Annotated in this window: 16 protein-coding genes; 9 read left to right on the top strand and 7 right to left on the bottom strand. The window is 64.3% G+C overall.

Going from position 1 to position 17,885, the window contains the following annotated elements; genetic code table 11:
* The first annotated feature begins 109 nt into the window (after positions 1-109).
* From acs to ACX80O_RS10435, 5 genes are all read left to right on the top strand, one after another.
* Positions 110-2,074 carry an acetate--CoA ligase gene (acs, locus tag ACX80O_RS10455; protein ID WP_459333408.1) on the top strand — a complete coding sequence of 655 codons (1,965 nt, stop codon included), beginning with the start codon at positions 110-112 and terminating at the stop codon, positions 2,072-2,074.
* A gap of 133 nt (positions 2,075-2,207) precedes the next feature.
* Positions 2,208-3,299, top strand: a complete 1,092-nt coding sequence (locus tag ACX80O_RS10450) for an MFS transporter (RefSeq protein WP_459333407.1) — start codon at positions 2,208-2,210, stop codon at positions 3,297-3,299.
* Entirely contained in the window at positions 3,299-3,517 is a 219-nt protein-coding gene (locus ACX80O_RS10445) for a hypothetical protein (RefSeq protein ID WP_459333406.1), read from the top strand. The genes ACX80O_RS10450 and ACX80O_RS10445 overlap by 1 nt, the downstream gene beginning before the upstream one ends.
* 29 nt (positions 3,518-3,546) lie before the next feature.
* Entirely contained in the window at positions 3,547-4,017 is a 471-nt protein-coding gene (gene aroQ, locus ACX80O_RS10440; RefSeq protein WP_459308275.1) for a type II 3-dehydroquinate dehydratase, read from the top strand.
* A 14-nt stretch (positions 4,018-4,031) separates the two neighbouring features.
* Entirely contained in the window at positions 4,032-5,762 is a 1,731-nt protein-coding gene (locus ACX80O_RS10435; protein ID WP_459308276.1) for a dipeptide ABC transporter ATP-binding protein, read from the top strand.
* 79 nt (positions 5,763-5,841) lie between these two features.
* Here ACX80O_RS10435 and ACX80O_RS10430 read toward each other — a convergent pair whose 3' ends face one another.
* The 3 genes from ACX80O_RS10430 to ACX80O_RS10420 all read right to left on the bottom strand — a co-directional run bounded on the left by ACX80O_RS10430 (position 5,842) and on the right by ACX80O_RS10420 (position 9,508).
* Positions 5,842-6,783, bottom strand: coding sequence for an ABC transporter permease (locus ACX80O_RS10430; protein ID WP_459333405.1), 942 nt, complete (start codon positions 6,781-6,783; stop codon positions 5,842-5,844).
* On the bottom strand, positions 6,780-7,784 hold the full coding sequence (locus ACX80O_RS10425; protein ID WP_459308279.1) for an ABC transporter permease: 1,005 nt from the start codon (positions 7,782-7,784) through the stop codon (positions 6,780-6,782). The genes ACX80O_RS10430 and ACX80O_RS10425 overlap by 4 nt, the downstream gene beginning before the upstream one ends.
* An 86-nt stretch (positions 7,785-7,870) precedes the next feature.
* Positions 7,871-9,508, bottom strand: a complete 1,638-nt coding sequence (locus ACX80O_RS10420) for an ABC transporter substrate-binding protein (protein WP_459333404.1) — start codon at positions 9,506-9,508, stop codon at positions 7,871-7,873.
* A gap of 283 nt (positions 9,509-9,791) precedes the next feature.
* Between ACX80O_RS10420 and ACX80O_RS10415 the strand changes: the two genes are divergently transcribed.
* Positions 9,792-10,805 carry a DUF2332 domain-containing protein gene (locus ACX80O_RS10415; RefSeq protein WP_459333403.1) on the top strand — a complete coding sequence of 338 codons (1,014 nt, stop codon included), beginning with the start codon at positions 9,792-9,794 and terminating at the stop codon, positions 10,803-10,805.
* A 4-nt stretch (positions 10,806-10,809) separates the two neighbouring features.
* Here the strand turns inward: ACX80O_RS10415 and ACX80O_RS10410 are convergent, their stop codons facing one another.
* Positions 10,810-11,994, bottom strand: coding sequence for a MarP family serine protease (locus ACX80O_RS10410; protein ID WP_459308284.1), 1,185 nt, complete (start codon positions 11,992-11,994; stop codon positions 10,810-10,812).
* Positions 11,995-12,240: 246 nt separating this feature from the next.
* Here ACX80O_RS10410 and ACX80O_RS10405 point away from each other — a divergent pair, with 246 nt between their 5' ends.
* On the top strand, positions 12,241-12,918 hold the full coding sequence (locus tag ACX80O_RS10405) for a Crp/Fnr family transcriptional regulator (protein WP_019483148.1): 678 nt from the start codon (positions 12,241-12,243) through the stop codon (positions 12,916-12,918).
* 105 nt (positions 12,919-13,023) lie between these two features.
* On the opposite strand, the gene ACX80O_RS10400 is transcribed toward ACX80O_RS10405, so the two are convergent.
* Genes ACX80O_RS10400 through sp36 form a run of 3 tightly spaced genes read right to left on the bottom strand, consistent with a single transcriptional unit; the run spans position 13,024 to position 14,590 of the window.
* Positions 13,024-13,944 (bottom strand): NUDIX hydrolase, encoded by a 921-nt coding sequence (locus ACX80O_RS10400; RefSeq protein ID WP_459333402.1) that lies wholly within the window; start codon positions 13,942-13,944, stop codon positions 13,024-13,026.
* Positions 13,945-13,949: 5 nt separating this feature from the next.
* The gene (locus tag ACX80O_RS10395) at positions 13,950-14,432 is read right to left on the bottom strand and encodes a RidA family protein (RefSeq protein ID WP_459333401.1); all 483 of its coding nucleotides are present in this window, start codon (positions 14,430-14,432) and stop codon (positions 13,950-13,952) included.
* Positions 14,429-14,590 (bottom strand): Sp36 family protein, encoded by a 162-nt coding sequence (gene sp36 / locus ACX80O_RS10390; RefSeq protein WP_019483144.1) that lies wholly within the window; start codon positions 14,588-14,590, stop codon positions 14,429-14,431. Before sp36 ends, ACX80O_RS10395 begins: the two co-directional genes overlap by 4 nt.
* Positions 14,591-14,626: 36 nt before the next feature.
* Between sp36 and ACX80O_RS10385 the strand changes: the two genes are divergently transcribed.
* The gene (locus ACX80O_RS10385; RefSeq protein WP_459333400.1) at positions 14,627-16,924 is read left to right on the top strand and encodes a transglycosylase domain-containing protein; all 2,298 of its coding nucleotides are present in this window, start codon (positions 14,627-14,629) and stop codon (positions 16,922-16,924) included.
* Between the two features lie 2 nt (positions 16,925-16,926).
* A complete protein-coding gene (locus tag ACX80O_RS10380) occupies positions 16,927-17,877 on the top strand; it encodes a metallophosphoesterase (protein ID WP_459333399.1) in 951 nt (316 codons plus the stop codon).
* Positions 17,878-17,885: the final 8 nt, after the last annotated feature.

Genomic DNA, 17,885 nt, shown 5'->3' with positions numbered 1-17,885 from the left:
CACAAAAGCCGCACCCCCGGTTAGTCTGGTCAGCAGTATCGCGGTGCTGCGTGCCGGTTTCGGACCGGGCGCTCACCGCCCAGAAAACCGGCACGAAGAAGGGTTGAACATGTCTGAGGACACCCAGACCACGCAAGGCGACGCGTTCGAAAATCTGCTCCACGAGGAACGCCGCTTTCCCCCGACACCAGAGTTCGCTGCGAATGCGGTCGCCCAGCCGTCCCTGTACGAGGAGGGCGAGGCCGGGCCCGAGTTCTGGGCCACCCAGGCCCGTGCGCTACTGACCTGGGATGAGGACTTCACTCAGGCCCTCGACTTCTCAGATGCGCCGTTTGCCAAGTGGTTCGTCGGCGGGCGGGTCAATGCTGCGTATAACGCCCTGGACCGCCACGTCGAGGCGGGCCTCGGCGAGCGGGTGGCCATCCACTTCGAAGGCGAGCCCGGCGATACCCGCTCCTACACCTACGCGGAGCTCACCGAAGAGGTCAAAAAGGCGTCAAACGCGTTCCTCTCCCTCGGCGTCGAGAAGGGCGACCGCGTGGCGGTGTACCTGCCGATGATCCCCGAGGCAGTCATCACGATGCTCGCCTGCGCGCGGATCGGAGCCGTGCACTCGGTCGTGTTCGGCGGCTTCTCGGCTGAAGCGCTGCGCAGCAGGATCGACGATGCCGAAGCTAAACTCGTGGTCACCGCGGACGGCACGTACCGCCGGGGCAAGCCGAGCTCGCTGAAGCCCGCCGTCGACGGCGCCCTGGAACGTGAGGGGCATACCGTCACCAACGTGGTGGTCGTCAAACGCAACGGTGAGCCGGTCGAGTGGACCGAGGAGCGCGACGTCTGGTGGCACGACGTCGTCGGCTCCGCGTCAGCCGAGCACACCGCCGTCGGGCATGACTCGGAGCATCCGCTGTTCATCCTGTATACCTCCGGCACCACCGGGAAGCCCAAGGGCATCCTCCACACCACCGGCGGTTACCTGACCCAGACGGCGTTCACCCACAAAAACACGTTCGATCTACGCCCCGAAACCGACGTGTTCTGGTGCACGGCCGACGTTGGCTGGGTCACCGGGCACAGCTACGTCGCCTACGCGCCGCTGGTCAACGGTGCCACCCAGCTGATGTACGAGGGCACGCCGGACACCCCGCACCAGGGCCGCTGGTGGGAGCTGGTGGAGAAGTACAAGGTCTCCATCCTCTACACCGCGCCGACCGCCATCAGGACCTTCATGAAGTGGGGCCGGGACATCCCGAAGAAGTATGACCTCACCTCAATCCGCGTCCTGGGCTCCGTCGGCGAACCGATCAACCCCGAGGCGTGGATGTGGTACCGGGAAATGATCGGCGGCGGCAGCGCACCGGTGGTCGACACCTGGTGGCAGACCGAGACCGGCGCGCACATGATCGCGCCCATGCCCGGCGTCACCCACGCCAAGCCGGGGTCCGCGCAGGTGGCGGTGCCCGGCATCTCGATCGACGTGGTGGACGAGCTGGGCCAGTCGGTGCCGAACGGGTCGGGCGGCTACCTGGTGGTCCGCGAACCGTGGCCATCCATGCTCCGGGGCATCTGGGGTGACCCGCAGCGGTTCAAGGACACCTACTGGTCCCGGTTCGACAACATGTACTTCGCCGGCGACGGCGCCAAGAAGGACCAGGACGGTGACATCTGGCTGCTCGGCCGGGTTGACGACGTCATGAACATTTCCGGTCACCGGCTATCGACGACGGAAATCGAGTCGGCGCTGGTGAGCCACCCGTCCGTCGCTGAGGCCGCCGTCGTCGGCGCATCGGATGAGACGACGGGCGAGGCTGTGGTCGCGTTTGTGATCCTGCGGGGGTCGGCCGTGGACGACGACGACATCGTCACCACTCTGCGCAATCACGTAGCCAAGGAGATCGGGCCAATCGCCAAGCCGCGCAACATCCTGGTGGTCCCGGAACTCCCGAAGACCCGGTCCGGCAAAATCATGCGCCGGCTCCTGAAGGATGTGGCCGAGGGCCGTGAGGTCGGCGATGCGACCACCCTGTCCGATCCGACGATCATGGCGCAGATCGCCGCTTCACTGAGGAAGTAGCCCTTCCCGCCGCCACCCGGGACGAACCCAGGTGGCGGCGGCCTCCGGCCTGCTGTGATCTGCGTCCCGCACGGGTGTGATCTTGGCCGGGATTGATAGCGCGGCTCCCCACCGCCGAGGACAATTTCAAGACGTGTCTACTACCACCTCCGCCGCGACCACCGGTCCGCCCGCAGCAGCCAACCGCGCGATGGCCCGCAAGTCCGCGGCCGCCTCGTTTGTCGGCACCACCCTTGAGAGCTACGACTTCTACGTCTTCGGGACTGCCGCAGCGCTGGTGTTTAACCAGGTGTTCTTCGCTGCCCAGGATCCCCTCGCCGGAACGCTCTCCGCGTTTCTGATCTTCGCGATGGGTTTCGTCGCTCGCCCGCTGGGGGCGATCCTGTTCGGCCATCTGGGCGACCGGATCGACCGCAAGAAGACCCTCATCTGGACCATCGTGCTGATGGGCCTTGCCACCGGCTCCGTTGGCCTGCTCCCCGACTACAGCGTGATCGGCGTGTGGGCGCCTATCCTGCTGACCGTGCTGCGCCTCCTCCAGGGTCTTTCCCTCGGCGGCGAATGGGGCGGGTCCATCCTGATCGCCACCGAGCACGCCGAACCACGCAAGCGGGCGCTCTACGCGTCCATCCCCCAACTCGGTTCCCCCGTGGGCACCATGCTCATCTCACTGGTCTTTCTGATCCTCGCCGTCGTGGCACCGGAGGTGATGACGACGTGGGGCTGGCGTATCCCGTTCCTGCTCGCTTTTCCGTTCCTGGGCGTCGCCCTGTACCTGCGGCTCGCCATCGACGAGACGCCGGTGTTCAAGGCGACGGTACAGACCGAGTCGCGGGCCAGCATCCCGTTCTTCGACGTCATCCGGCGCCAGCCCGGTGCTATTGCCGTGGCGGCCGCGGCTGCAGTACTCGGGATCGGGTCCTATTTCCTCATGGTTTCCTACACGCAGGCGTACGGGACTCAACGGCTGGGGCTGAGTCAGGAGACCGTCCTCAATGCAGCCCTGATCGGCTCGTTGCTGCAACTGCTGACCATCCCCGCGTTCGGCTATCTTGCCATGAAGATCGGCTCGGCCAGGGTGGTGGCTGGTGGGGCTATCGGCACGGCGTTGATCGCGTTCCCGCTGTACTGGGTGATCAGCATCGCCGACGCCCCCACCTACGTGGCAGCCATCCTCTTGGCGGCATCCTCCCGACCGCCAGCTGGGCGGCGCTGGGCGGACTGATGGCCGATCTTTTTGAGCCCCGGACCGGTTTTACCGCCCTGTCCTTCGCCTACAGCCTGGCAGCGATCGTCGCCGGGTTCACTCCTTCCATCACCCAGATCCTCGGAACGGCAACCGATGGTGCGTGGTGGCACCCCGGGATTGTGCTCGCCCTCATGAGCTGTGTGACCCTCGGAGGCGCGCTGGCGGCGGTCCGTCTGCGCCACAGAGCGGACTAGACCCCCGATGCGTGGGGCATAGTTAAGCCATGCCGAACACCACCACGCTCCTGATCATCAACGGGCCGAACCTCAACCTCCTGGGCTCCCGCGAACCAGAGACCTACGGGACGGCCACGCTAACCGAGGTCGAGGCCGTGGCCGCCGACGCCGCTGACGGCCACGGCTGGGCCGTCAGCTGCTTTCAGTCCAACCATGAGGGCGAGCTGGTCGACGCCATCCAGGGCGCGACGGGCACCGCCGACGGCATCGTCATCAACGCCGGCGCCTACACCCACACCTCCATCGCCCTTCGGGACGCGCTGACCGCCGTCGGACTCCCCGTGGTGGAGGTGCACATCAGCAACGTGCACCGGCGCGAGGAGTTTCGGCAGCACTCCTACCTTTCTGCGGTCGCTGATGCGGTCATCGTGGGCGCCGGGATCAGCGGCTACCGGTTCGCCGTCGACTTCCTGATCGAAAAACTCTCCTCGGGATACGCCGGTAACGCCGCGTCATGAGGGACGATGGACACATGATCGACATCACACCCATCGGCGGCGACACTAGCGACGCCCCGCTCCTCGAGGTCAAAGACCTCGCAGTCACCTTCAGCACCACCTACGGCGAGGTGAAAGCCGTCGAGAATGCGAGTTTCGCGCTTCGACGCGGAAAGACCCTCGCCATTGTGGGTGAGTCAGGTTCAGGCAAGTCGACGACGGCGATGTCCTGCATCGGCCTGCTGCCGTCCAACGGCCGGGTCACCACCGGGAGCATCATGTTCGAGGGCCAGAACCTCGTGACGCTTCCCGAGTCGAAACTGCGCGCGATCCGCGGGCGCGCCATCGGCCTGGTGCCGCAGGACCCGATGTCCAACCTCAACCCGGTCGCCAAAATTGGCACCCAGGTGGCTGAGACGCTGCTGGTCCATGGGATGGCGACCAGGAAAAACGTCAAAGAGCGCGTCATCGAGGTCCTGACCGCCGCGGGGCTGCCCGACGCCGGGGAGCGCGCCAAGCAGTACCCGCACGAATTCTCCGGGGGCATGCGCCAGCGGGCCCTGATCGCCATCGGGCTGGCCTGCCAGCCGCGGCTGCTGATCGCCGACGAGCCGACCAGCGCCCTCGACGTCACCGTGCAGCGCACCATTCTCGACCAGATCGATGAAATGACGGAGCAGCTGGGCACCTCGGTGCTCCTCATCACCCATGATCTGGGGCTCGCCGCCGAGCGTGCGTCGGATCTGGTGGTGATGCACCGCGGCCGGGTGGTGGAAGCCGGCCCGGCCCTGCAGCTCCTCAACGATCCCCAGCACCCGTACACCCAGTCGCTGGTACGCGCGGCCCCCAGCGTTGCGGCGGTCCGCCTCCAGCCGGGCACCTACAACGCCGACGCCGGCAAGCGGACGGAAGTGGCCGAGGCGGCGTTCGTCGAGCACCAGACCGACGCTACGTCAGCTGTCCCTGCCGCCACCGTGCCGGGTAGGAACATCGTCGAGATCCGGGACCTGACCAAGGTCTACAAACGGCGGGGCAGCTCGGAAGACTTCTACGCGGCGAAGAATGTGACCCTTGATGTGCCCCGCGGCCAGACGGTCGCCATCGTCGGGGAATCAGGGTCAGGGAAGACCACCACCGCGCGGATGCTCCTGAAGCTGATTGAGCCGACGTCGGGCACCATGACCTTCGACGGGATGGATGTTGGAACGCTGGACAAGGACCAGCTACACGACTTCCGGCAACGGGTCCAACCCATTTTCCAGGACCCGTACTCGTCACTGAACCCCATGTTCACCATTGAGCGGATCGTTGAGGAGCCACTCAACGCCTACAAGCGTGGCTCCAAAAGTGAACGGCGTGCCAGGGTCCGCGAGCTGATGGACCAGGTATCCCTGCCGCAGACTGCCCTGCGCAGATACCCGTCGGAGCTTTCCGGTGGGCAGCGGCAGCGCGTGGCGATTGCCCGGGCGCTGGCGTTGAAACCAGAGCTGATCATCTGCGACGAGCCGGTCTCGGCGCTGGACGTCCTGGTTCAGGCTCAGATCCTCAAGTTGCTCGGCGATCTGCAGGCTGAGCTGGGCTTGAGCTACCTGTTCATCTCCCACGATCTTGCCGTGGTTCGCCTGATCTCCGACTATGTCTGTGTCATGAAGGACGGCGAGCTGGTTGAAGCCGCCAGCTCCGAGGAAGTGTTCCAGAACCCGCGCCACCCGTACACCCGGCAATTGCTGGCGTCGATCCCCGGCAACGAACTCAACATCGCCTAGGGATTCTCCGCAAAAGCCCAAAAGACCCCGGCACCAAATGGTGCCGGGGTCTTTTGTAGGTAGGTGGGGCTGGTTTGACCTACTTCTTGCGGGTCTTGGGATCCAGCGACTCGCGCAACGACTCGCCCAGCAGGGTGAAGCCCAGCGCTGTGACGGCAATACAGATGCCCGGCAGGAACGCCAACTGCGGCGAGTTCGCGAGCTCGCTCTGGGCATAGGTGAGCATCCTGCCCCACTCAGCGGTCTGCGGCAGCCCGCCGCCCAGCCCCAGGAAGGACAGCGCAGCGGCGTCGATCACGGCGGTGGCCAGGGTGAGGGTGGCCTGGACGATGACCGGTCCCACGCTGTTGGGCAGCAGGTGGCTCATGGTGATGGTGGAACGGCTCAGGCCCAGCGTCTGCGCGGCCAGGATGTAATCCGAGCCCCGCTGTGACAGCATCGAGGCACGCAGCAGGCGCGCGAAGATGGGCACCTGGGAGACGCCGATCGCGATCATCACCGCGTACGGCCCCTGACCGAGGATTGCGGCGATGCTGACCGCGAGGAGGAGGTTCGGTACGGAGAGCAGGATGTCGACGAACCGCATGATGACGCTGTCGACCCAGCCGCCGAGCCCCCCAGCGAGCAGCCCGAGGACCATGCCGCCAGCCAGTCCGAGGGTGGTGGAGATAACCCCGATCAGCAGCGACGCCTGAGCACCCCAAATGAGCTTGCTCATCAGGTCACCACCGAACCGGTCGAGGCCCAGCGGGTAGGCATCGATCTCGCCCGGGCCGGGAATGTTGGTCGGCGTGATTTCCGTCCGGCCCGGCAGTTCGTTGCCACCGTACGGGGCCAAGACTGGCGCGAGGATGGCCACCAGGATGAACAATCCCACGATGATGGCACCCGCGATGGCTTGGGGGTTTCTCTTCAGCCGACGGAAGGCGTCCTTCCAGAGGCCGGTGCCGGCGCCGTCGGGAATGGTCGGTTCGGCAGGCGACACGCCGCCGCCGGCCGCGGGAGGCAAAGTGGTACTCATTGCACACGCACCCTCGGGTCGATGATGCTATACGAAACGTCAACAATCAGGTTGATCAGGGCATACAGGACGGCAATAAAGATGATGAACCCTTGAAGCACGGGGTAGTCGAGGCCGAAGATCGCATCACGCAGGAAGTTGCCTATCCCGTTGAACGCGAAGACCGTCTCGGTCAGCACCGCGCCGGAAATCAGCAGGCCCAGTTGCAGGCCGATGGTGGTCACCACAGGAAGCATGGCATTGCGGAGAATGAAACGGTTCCTGATGGTCTTTTCGAGCAGGCCTTTCGCACGGGCGGTGCGGACATAGTCGGCGTTCTGCACCTCAAGGACCGATGCACGGGTGATCCGCACGATGATGGCCAGCGGAATGGTGCCCAACGCAATGCCCGGCAGGATCAGATGCTGGAAAGCATCCCAGGCGGCATCCCACTCGCCCGTGAGCATTCCGTCCAGGACATAGAAGTCGGTGACGTGCGTGGCATTCATTCGAGGATTCTGTCGCCCGTCTGGGGGCAGGATGGGCCACTGGATGGCGAAGATGTATTTCAGGATGAAGGCCAGGAAGAACACGGGAATGGTGATCCCGAGCAGACTGAGCACCACTGAGCTGTGGTCGACGAAACGCCCGTAGTGGCGGGCTGCGAGGTAGCCCAAGGGGATCCCAATCCCGATCGCGAAAATCAGGGCAACGACGGTCAGCTCGATCGTTGCAGGGAACCGGGTGGCGAACTCCTCCAGCACCGGGCGACCGGTGATGATGGAGATGCCGAAGTCGCCCTGCAGGAGCTTGCCCATGTAGGTGAAGTACTGGGTGATGATCGGCTCATTGAAGCCATACAGCTCATTCACCCTTTCCACCGCTTCCGGTGTGGCACGCTCGCCCAGCAGCGCTGTTGCCGGCCCACCGGGAAGATTACGCACCCACAGGAACAAGAGGATCGACAAGCCGATCAGGGTGGGTACCAGCAGCGCGAGGCGCTTACCTATGACGCGTAACACGAGGTCCTTTCAGAAACGGGTCAAACACTGTCCAACGGCAGGAGAGCCGGGCCCGAGAGGACCCGGCTCTCCTGCCGTTGAGGATGTTACTCGCTGAGTTCGATCATGGAGAAGACCTCGTCGTTGACGGGGCTCGCCGGGTAGGACGTGACCCGCGGCGCGAAGGCCAGGGACGGCGCCGGGTGAGCCAACGGGATCGCCGGGTTGAACTCGGCGATCTGTTCGTTGATCTTCTCGTACGCTGCCGTCTGCTCTTCACGATCGGTCATGCCGCGGGCATCGCTCAGGGCGGTGAACAGCTCGGGGTTGTCGAAACCGAACTCAAGCTTCTCCTGGCCGAAGAACACGCCGATGAAGTTGTCAGTGTCGTTGTAGTCGCCGGTCCAGCCCAGCAGGTGGATCCCGTGGTCGGCGGTTCCCTGAATCTTGTCGAGGTAATCGGGGGTCCACACATCGGGGGCCGGTGTTGCAGTGATGCCAACCGCGCTCAGCTGATCGGTCAGGTTGGTGAAGACCTGCTCAGGAGTGGGCATGTAAGGCCGTGAAACACCCGTCGGGTAGTTGAACTGGACCTCGAAGCCGTCGGGGTAGCCCGCTTCTGCAAGCAGTTCCTTGGCGCGTTCGGGATCGTAGTCGTAGGTGGTGACCTCGTCGTTGTACCCGTCAACCACGTCAGGGATGAACTGGGTGGCGAGCTGCGTTCCTTCAGGAAGCGTCTGGTCGATCAAGGCCTGCTTGTCGATGGCATGGTGGATGGCCTGCCGAACGAGGGGATCGCTAAGCTCTTCGACCTCGTGGTTCAGACCCAGATACAGGATGGTGAACGGGTCACGAGGGACGATCATGAAGCCTTCGTCCTCGAGCGTCGGGGTGTCTGCTGGAGAGACCAGGTCGAACCCGTCAACCGTCCCGGCCTGCAGGGCCTGGGTGCGCGCCTGTGGGTCGCTGATCATGCGGAAGATGATGGTCTCCACCTGACCTTGCTCTCCCCAGTAGTCCTCGTAGGTGGACAGCTGGAGCTGCTCGCCGACGTCCCAGGAGTCAAACTTGAACGGTCCGGTTCCGACGGGGTTCCCCTCGGCGTACGCGCTCAGGGCGGGCGCTTCGGCGGAGCCGCCGATGTCATCGGCAGCGAACTCTTCGAGCGCCGTCGGGCTCTGCATGGCGAAGGCTGGCAGCGACAGGGCAGGAATGAACCCGGCGAAGGGCTGCGCGAGGGTCACAGTTGCTTCAAGGTCACCGTTCACCTCGCACGACTCGTAGACGGCAGCGTCCGGCGAGTCGGCGAAGCCGCGGAACAGGTTGTTGTAGTAGTAGGACACTGAGGGCGCCTGTGCCACTCCAGTCCAGTTGTACCAGCGCTCGAAGTTGAAGCAGACCGCTTCGGCGTTGAACGCGGTGCCGTCGTGGAACGTAACACCCTCCTTCAGCGCGAAGGTGGTCGACAGGCCGTCCTCGGAGGTTTCCCAGGACTCGGCGAGGAGCGGAGCGGGATCAGCGGTGCCTGCCTCCACACCGACCAATCCTTCAAACATCTGGCGACTGACCCGGAAGGTCTCGCCGTCACTGGCAAATGCAGGGTCGAGGGATGCCGGGTCCGAGGAGGCAGCAAAAACGAAGGTCGAATCGACTGTCGCTTCACCGCCGTCGGCAGTGCCTTCGTCCCGCTGGCTTTCGACGCAGCCGGAAAGCAACAGCGCACCGATTGCCAATCCAGCCGTCATCACAGCGGCCCGCTTCTTTGCGGGGCGTGAGCTGCGCGACCGTGTGGCGCTTACTTGCATGTTGAGCTCCTCATGTACGAGTGGTGAGGCAGTGCACGTGACGTGATGCCCTGACGGCGACGCAGAGCGTAGCAATCTGTGGAATGAGCCTAACCCGGAGTATGGGCTGTAATGGGATTTACATCACAGAGGAGATTACGATTTGATCACGCGTCCATCGCTCGCACGCCCCCCGGCCGGGAGAGATTCGGAGCGGTTGACCCGGCGAATCGGAAGGAACAGCATGCCCGAAAAGCTCGACACCGCAGCCTGGTACCGGCGGTTCGCTCTCATCGAGACCCGCGGATATTCGGCCACCTACGACGCGTGGTGCACCGGGATCAGCGAGGATTCAGAACTACTCGCTCTGCTGAACGATCTGCCCGCCGCGAAACGTCAACCCAACCTGCTGCTGGGCGCTGCACGGTTCGAGGGCGTCCAACCGGGGCCATACCCGGACTTTCGAGCGTTCGTCCTGGAACATTGGCCGCAGGTGCGCGGGACGATGCTCGCCCGGAGCACCCAGACCAACGAGGCGGGCCGGTGCGCGGTGCTTCTGCCGCTACTTGCTCGGATCGCCGCGGGCTCCGGCGACGAAAACATGCCGCTGGCTTTGGTCGAGGTGGGCGCCTCCGCCGGTTTGTGCCTGTACCCGGACCGGTACGGGTACTCGTACGACGGGGGCCCGATCCTGTCCGCGGCCGACGTTCCGGACGCGCTGGTCATGGAGTGTGCCACGCGTGGCGGCCCCCCGCTACCCGACCGGGTACCCCGCGTGGGTTTTCGGGCTGGCCTTGACCTGAATCCGCTCGATGTGGCAAACGACGACGACGTCGCCTGGCTGGAGGCGCTCGTCTGGCCGGAGCACACCCGCCGGCTGGACCGGCTGCGTGCCGCCGTGACCGTGGCCCGCCGCGAACCGCCGCTGCTGGTCGAGGGGGATCTGACCGTCGATCTTGAGAAGTTGGTGCATCGGGCGCCTACCGACGCCACCGTCGTGGTCTTTCACAGCGCTGTCCTCTCCTACGTGGACGAGGCGGGGCGGAGTGCTTTTCGGGACACCATGCGGCGGCTCACAGCGGACCGGGACCGGCCCCTGCACTGGCTGTCCAACGAAGGGTATGGGGTGCTGCCCGGCGTCGAGGGGGCGCTGCAGAAAGATGACGCCGAGGTGGACCGCCTGTTTGTTCTGGCCCACAACGGGCAGGCGGTGGCCCGGACGGGCGGCCACGGGCAGGCCCTCGACTGGCTAAGCTGATCCGTTAGCGGCGGTTGCACTGTCCCGCCGACACGGTGTCGGCGAAGGCGCCCGCTTGTTCGGCGATCGGCCGCAGCTCGGCCAGGGTGAGGGCATAGCCGACCGGTGCGTCCTGAGTGGATTTAGCGAAGATGACTCCTGCCACCCTGCCCTGCAGGTCCAGTAACGGTCCGCCAGAGTTTCCCTGCTGGACATTCGCCGCGAGGCTGTAGACGTTCACCGGCGACGGGTCGGCCCCGTAGATGTTCGAGACCAGGACGTCGCTGCGATTCTGGATGCTTGCTGGCTGGATCTGGAAGGGTCCACCCGCCGGGTAGCCGGCGAACGCCGCGGTATCCCCACGGGCCAGGTCCTCACCGAGTGGCAGGGCGGCGCGGTCCAAGCCGTCAACGGCGAGAACAGCAATGTCCCGTACAGCGTCGAAGTGCACAATCCGGCCGGGCAGGGCTCCCCCATCGGGTATCTCCACCACCGGTTCGTTGACTCCCGCGACCACATGCGCGTTGGTCACCACCCGGCCCGGAGCGATGATGAAGCCGGAGCCGGTCTGGTTCTGGCCACATTGGAAAGCCGTGCCAGCGATCCGCAGCACCGATGCGGAGGCTGCGGCCAGCTCCGGGGTGTCGACGGCCGCGTCGGGGACCGGCATCGGGGCCGCCGGGGCGACGCTTTCGAGAATGGTGGGGATTCCGTCGTCGACGGCGATGGTTCGCAGCTGTGCCATCCACGTGCGCACCTGCGACGGCGTGAGGTTGTCAATCCCCCTGATCACCTGGGACGAGGCGATGGATTGGGAGAGGAAGGGCATACCGAGGGTGCCAATACTGAAGGCCAGCATGGACATCACCAGTGCGGCGACCACCAGATTGACGGCACCTCCCAGCAGCCGGTCCACCATCCGGATCGGTCGGAAGTCGAGGGCGCGGCGGATTCCTCCTCCGAGCCGCGAGCCGAGGGCCTGGCCGACCACCACCAGCACCAGTGCGGTGAGGATGATCGCGGGAAGCCGCCAGGCGTCGTCGGGCACCCATTCGCTGACCAGTGGGATGGCGAAGAAGGCCGCTACGGCTCCGGCGACGAAGCCTGCGATTCCGCCGAGCGTCACCAGGAACCCGTTGCGGAGGCCGGCAACGAGATATCCGACCAGTGCCAGCACCAGCAGAATGTCCAAGATGGTGAAGTCCGGCACGTGCGCTCTCCCTGATCGTCAGGAGGCACTTCGCCTCCGCTACCTGTGTGAGTGTATCCGGCGGTACTGACAATCTGCTGAGCGCTCAGGGCACTCCGTTGCGCCGTGTTCAGTGCCATACCAGGGAGTTTGGGTCTGATCGATGGGCAATTCGGCTATTCCGACGGCGAACATGCGTGTAGCAGGTGTCACAACTTCGTTATGTACGGCAAGATGGGACGAGCCGACAATTTATCAGGAGAATTCATGGACATCGAGGTACTGCGCCGAGCGCCGCTCTTCGCTTCACTGGGCGACGACGTTTTCGCCGCACTCACCGACGAGCTGACCGAAGTGGACCTCTCCCGCGGGGCCTCAGTCTTCCGCGAGGGCGATCAGGGCGACCAGCTGTATTTCATCGTGTCAGGGAAGATCAAGCTGGGCCGCACCGCCCAGGACGGTCGCGAGAACCTACTGGCGATCCTCGGCCCAGGTGAGCTGTTCGGCGAGATGGCCCTCTTCGATCCCAGCCCGCGCACCGCGACGGCCACCGCTGTTTCCGAGACGCGTCTTGCCGGCTTGAAGAATGAGAACCTTCGGACACTGCTGGAAACGCGTCCCGAGGTCTCCGCGCAGCTGCTGCAGGCCCTGGCCCGCCGGCTGCGCCGTACCAACGAATCACTGGCCGACTTGGTGTTCTCGGACGTTCCGGGCCGTGTGGCGAAGGCCCTGTTGGATCTGGCTGACCGGTTCGGTCGTCCGGCCACTGATGGCATCCTGGTGGCCCACGAGCTGACGCAGGAGGAGCTCGCCCAGTTGGTCGGCGCCTCCCGCGAAACCGTCAACAAGGCGCTGGCTGAGTTCGTGCAGCGGGGGTGGCTGCGCCTTGAGGCGCGCGCCGTCGTCATCCTGGACATCCAGCGTCTGCGTCAGCGCAGCCGCTAAACCTTTTGCGCACCCGTGGCGGGTAGTTGCCATGGTGTTGTCGAAGCTGCACTAATGTTTCAGTTCGATCCCCGCCGCGGCAGGCATGGCTGAGTGTGGAGGGGGTCAGCGGCCGCGCTGGCCGGACCCGCCCTCGGTGGCTACGGAGCAGGCGACCTCAAGCATCGGGTCGGCTTCCTCGGAGGGTGTAACGAGGTGCGGGTAATAGACTTTCATGGGTCGCTTGTGCGTCAGATAGGCGACGCAGCCCTTGGACGACCCGATCTTCTCCAACATCAGTTCGACGGCGGGAACCGCGATCTCGTCCAGCGTGCGACCCACGGAATTGGGCTGGCCCACTTCGTCGCCCAGCGCTGTGGTCTCGGCACGCGCCACCTCCCGGGCAGCGCACCGCCATTCACCCCAGATTCCCTTACTTCCAAGCACTGATGCTTCCTGGCTGGTCGGCTGCGCGGCAGCGAAATAGTGGGTGTCAAACCGTCGGTGGGCGTAATCCGGGCTGAGCCAGTGAGCCAGCGGCTTCAACAGGTCTGTGCGGATCCCCAGTCCCCGGCGCGTCAGGATCTCCGAAAAGGATCGTTCCTGAGTGGCGATGTCCTCACGGGCCTTCATCCATTCAGGATTCCGGCTGCCGTCGACGAGGGATGCGGCGTCCGGCCCTGCCAGCAGCACCCCTGTTTCTTCGAACAACTCGCGGATGGCTCCGACCACATGGCGCCGCGCCGCGAACATGTCGTCAATGCCCATCGCCTTGGCCCATTGGGCGGGCGCGGGACCGAACCAGGCGACGTCGTCGTCGTCGGACTCCTCAATGCTGCCGCCCGGAAACGCGACGATCCCCAGCGGGGATTCGCCACGCCGGTACGACAGATAGGTTTCGGTGCCGGCGGGGGCGTCACGGATCAACACAACCGACGACGCCGAGCGCGGCTTGACCGGCGTACGCTCGCCGTGTTCGACCCAGCTTCGCGCTGCGTCAAGCTGATCTTCGGGAACTGGGAAAAGTCGGTTACTAATATGGCCCACAGGAATCAGACAAACTCCGCGATAATTTCGACTTCCACCGGCGCATCCCGGGGAAGAACTGCGACGCCGACGGCGGACCGTGCGTGCGCACCGGCGTCGCCGAGTACTTGCCCCAGGAGGTCGGACGCTCCGTTGATGACCTGGGGCTGGCCGGTGAAGCTCGGGTCGGACGCGACGAAGCCTACGACCTTGACAATCCGGCTAATCCGGTCGAGATCCCCAATCTGGGATTTGATAGCCGCCAGGGCGTTGACCGCGCAGATCGCCGCATACTCTTTGGCGGCCTCCGGTGTCACCTCAGCGCCGACCTTGCCCAAAGCTGGGAGTTCACCGTTAATAAGGGGGAGTTGCCCGGCAGTGAAAACGTAGCTACCACTAACCACCGCGGGTACGTACGAAGCCAGGGGCTGCGCAACATCCGGAAGGGTGATTCCAAGCTCCAGCAGCCGCTGTTCCACAGCTGATGTTGGGTTGTCGGTGCTGGTCACGACTGGTTCTTCTCTCGTTTCAAGTAGGCGACGAGGCCCTTGCCGTCCGGTCCGGGAACTACCTGCACCAGCTCCCAGCCGTCCTCGCCCCACTGATCCAGAATCTGCTTCGTGGCGTGGATGATGAGCGGAATTGTGGAGTACTCCCATTTGGTCATGGTTCACAGACTAGCGCGTGCTTGTAAACTGGAGTAATGGCTGCTCGTAAATCACCGATCTTTGACACAGCAACCACCCTGGGGAAGATGATTGCGTTTCTCGGAATCAGTGCTTTGAGCGGGGTGCTTGCTGCGGGTCTTTTGGTCCCCATCGCTGCGGCGGCGGGTACCGGAGCTTCCGCATCGATCCAGTTCTTCGAGGAACTGCCGGCGGAACTGGAGCGCGGGGCTCTGGCCCAGCCGTCGAGGATCCTCGCCTCTGATGGGTCGCTCATCGCGACTCTTTACGAAGAGAACCGTCAGCCGGTCACCCTCGACCAGATATCCCCCAACATGGTAAACGCGCTCCTCGCGATTGAGGACGCCCGGTTCTACGAGCACGGCGGCGTTGACCTGCAGGGCATCATGAGCGCGATAGTGAGCAACGTCAGCAGCGACGTCACCCGCGGCGCCTCGACCATCACCCAGCAGTACGTCAACAACGTTCTCATCGATGCCAGCCTGCAGAACGGCGACGAATCTGTCACCTTCAGCGGCGGAAAAACCATCGGCGACAAGCTCCGCGAAGCCAAACTGGCCATCGCCGTGGAGAAGGAGTTGAGCAAGGACGAGATCCTTGAGGGCTACCTCAACATAGTGCCGTTTACCGGCACTACCTTCGGAGTGCAGGCAGCGTCGAGATATTTCTTCAACGTTGAAGCCGCGGATTTGAACATCCAACAGGCTGCTCTCCTCGCAGGAGTGGTAAATGGACCCACCTATTACAGCCCCGAGCTCAACCCGGAGCGCTCGCTGGAACGTCGCAACCTGGTGCTCAACGCCATGTTGTCCAATGACCACATCACCCAGGAAGAGTACGACGCCGCCGTCGTCACCGATTTGGGCCTGGCTATCACTCCTACGCTGAGCGGTTGTGTTGGCGCCGAGCAGGCACCGTACTTCTGTGACTACGTCACCCACCTGGTCCTGAACGATCCGGCGTACGGTGAAACCCTTGAAGCGCGTCAGGACACCCTCTACCGCGCAGGCCTCACCATTACGACGACGCTGGACCCGGCAGCGCAGACAGCCGCACAGACGGCCATCTCCGAAACCGCCGCCCGCGATACCACCGACCCCTCGGTTGGCCACTCGATGGTCAGCATCGAGCCGGGCACCGGAGACATCCTGGTGATGGCTCAGAACACCAGGTATATGCCGGGTACCGAGCCAGGCGATTCAGTGCTGAATTTCAACGTTGACGTTTTTCAGGGTGGAGACCCCGCTATGCCCCTCGGCGGGGTCGGCGGGTTCCAGCCTGGATCGACGTTCAAACCATTCGCTGTGGGAGGTTGGCTTGAGGATGGTAGGGCTTTGAATACAGTGGTGAATGGCAGCAAAAAAGAGTACCCAGTGGGAGACCGGTGGGAGGCCAGCTGCCTCCAGAATGGTTACTGGGAGAATCCCGGACCTGAGCCCTACGAGCCGCAGAACTACGGGGACATCAACTACGGCAACTACTCGGTTCTTGAGGGGCTGGCGCAGTCCTATAACACCGTCACTATGGAGACGGCCGACCAGATCGACCTTTGCATGCCGTTCCAGATCGCATCCGATCTCGGTGTCCATGACGGCAAGAGCGCGGAGGGTGAGTACACGCCGCTTCAGGTATTACCCTCGGCGTTGATTGGTGGCGGCAGCGAGGTGTCCCCAATGTCCATGGCGACGGCTTACGCCGCCTTGGGAGCCGAGGGTCTGACCTGTGAGCCGCGGGCTCTTACCGAAGTGGTTGCTGTCGACGGCACCAGCTTCCCCGTCCCGGAACAGAAATGTGAGCAGGCGATTCCCAAGGAATTGGCGCGTGGAATCAACTACGCCACCGAAGCCGTGATGGACCGTGGATCGGGTCAGCTCCTCGAGTTCGGCGACGTACCGATGGCGGGAAAAACGGGAACCAATGATGATCGGTCACAAACCTGGTTCATGGGCTACAACTCAGGTATGGCCACGGCGAGTTGGCTCGGAAACTGGAAAGCCAACAGCGTTTCGCTCTCTGACTTGCGCATTGGCGGGCAGATTTATGAGGAGATTGACGGCGCGTTCGTCGCGGCGCCATCCTGGGAACGCTTCATGCAGCAGATCCCTGGCCTCTACCCGGCCGAGCCGTTCGCCGACCCTCCGCAGCGCATGCTCAACGCGCAACGCCCCAGCACCACGACACGGCCCGGCAACGGTGACCGGGCCACACGTCCGGGAACCGGCAACCAGGGTGATCCTGGAAATAGCGGCCCGCCAGCCGATGCGCCACCGGGAAACAATCCCGATAATCCAGACAATAACGAAGACGAAGGCTGATCTTGGGTTCATCGAAGCTGCTCGACGCCACGACGATCGCGTTGGGTGGTACCGCAGCGGTAGCCGTCGCCGGACTCGGCTACGCCTCCCTCGTGGAACGCAACCTGTTCCGGCTGCGCGAGGAGACCCTGGCGATCCTCCCGCCGGGCAGCCGTCCGCTGAGAGTTCTGCACCTCTCCGACATTCACATGGCGCCTCGGCAGACCGCCAAGACGCAGTGGTTGAAGGGCCTGGCCCGGCTCAAACCTGACCTCGTGGTCAACACGGGCGACAACCTGAGCCACCGCAAAGGTGTTGAACCGCTGCTCGAGGCCCTCGGCCCGTTGCTGCAGTTTCCCGGCGTGTTTGTGCCCGGATCCAACGACTACTACGCCCCGGTGCTGAACAACCCGCTGCGGTATTTCGCCGGTCCGTCGAAGCCTCGGTCCGGGCATGAACCGAAAGCCCTGCCATGGGCGGAGATGTTCAGGGGCTTCGGGAACGCGGGGTGGATTGACCTCGCCAACCGTTCCCAGTCGGTAGCCGTGGGAAATCTGCGGCTCGACTTCACCGGCGTGGATGACCCCCATATCAACCGCGACTCCTACGCCGGCTACCCCGCCGGCAGCAGCACCTCCCCCGACGCGCGGCACCTGAAGATCGCCGTCGCACATGCCCCCTACCAGCGGGTGCTGGATTACTTCACCGCTGGCGGCGCACATCTCATCCTTGCCGGCCACACCCATGGCGGTCAGGTCTGCATCCCGGGCTACGGGGCCTTGGTCAGCAACTGCGACCTTCCCACCTGGCGGGCCCGCGGTGTCACCAACTGGAACCATGAGGGCCGCAGTATCCCGCTGAACGTGTCGGCAGGAATTGGCACATCGCGGTTCGCGCCGGTCCGTTTCGCCTGCCGCCCCGAGGCAGTGTTGCTCACCCTCACCGTGAGGGAAGTTCCGCCGGCTCAGTCGTAGCGTGCGGC

The sequence above is a fragment of the Arthrobacter glycogeni genome (assembly GCF_054511155.1).
The sequence above is the reverse complement of the archived record's forward strand: the minus strand, read 5'-3'. Positions and strand labels throughout refer to the sequence as shown.

Coding starts and splice junctions, on each gene's coding strand:
- acs (WP_459333408.1), top strand. CDS start 110: ATGTCTGAGGACACCCAGACCACGCAAGGCGACGCGTTCGAAAATCTG.
- aroQ (WP_459308275.1), top strand. CDS start 3,547: ATGCCGAACACCACCACGCTCCTGATCATCAACGGGCCGAACCTCAAC.
- sp36 (WP_019483144.1), bottom strand. CDS start 14,590: ATGACCAAATGGGAGTACTCCACAATTCCGCTCATCATCCACGCCACG.
- ACX80O_RS10435 (WP_459308276.1), top strand. CDS start 4,032: ATGATCGACATCACACCCATCGGCGGCGACACTAGCGACGCCCCGCTC.
- ACX80O_RS10385 (WP_459333400.1), top strand. CDS start 14,627: ATGGCTGCTCGTAAATCACCGATCTTTGACACAGCAACCACCCTGGGG.
- ACX80O_RS10405 (WP_019483148.1), top strand. CDS start 12,241: ATGGACATCGAGGTACTGCGCCGAGCGCCGCTCTTCGCTTCACTGGGC.
- ACX80O_RS10420 (WP_459333404.1), bottom strand. CDS start 9,508: ATGACGGCTGGATTGGCAATCGGTGCGCTGTTGCTTTCCGGCTGCGTC.
- ACX80O_RS10445 (WP_459333406.1), top strand. CDS start 3,299: ATGGCCGATCTTTTTGAGCCCCGGACCGGTTTTACCGCCCTGTCCTTC.
- ACX80O_RS10430 (WP_459333405.1), bottom strand. CDS start 6,783: ATGAGTACCACTTTGCCTCCCGCGGCCGGCGGCGGCGTGTCGCCTGCC.
- ACX80O_RS10415 (WP_459333403.1), top strand. CDS start 9,792: ATGCCCGAAAAGCTCGACACCGCAGCCTGGTACCGGCGGTTCGCTCTC.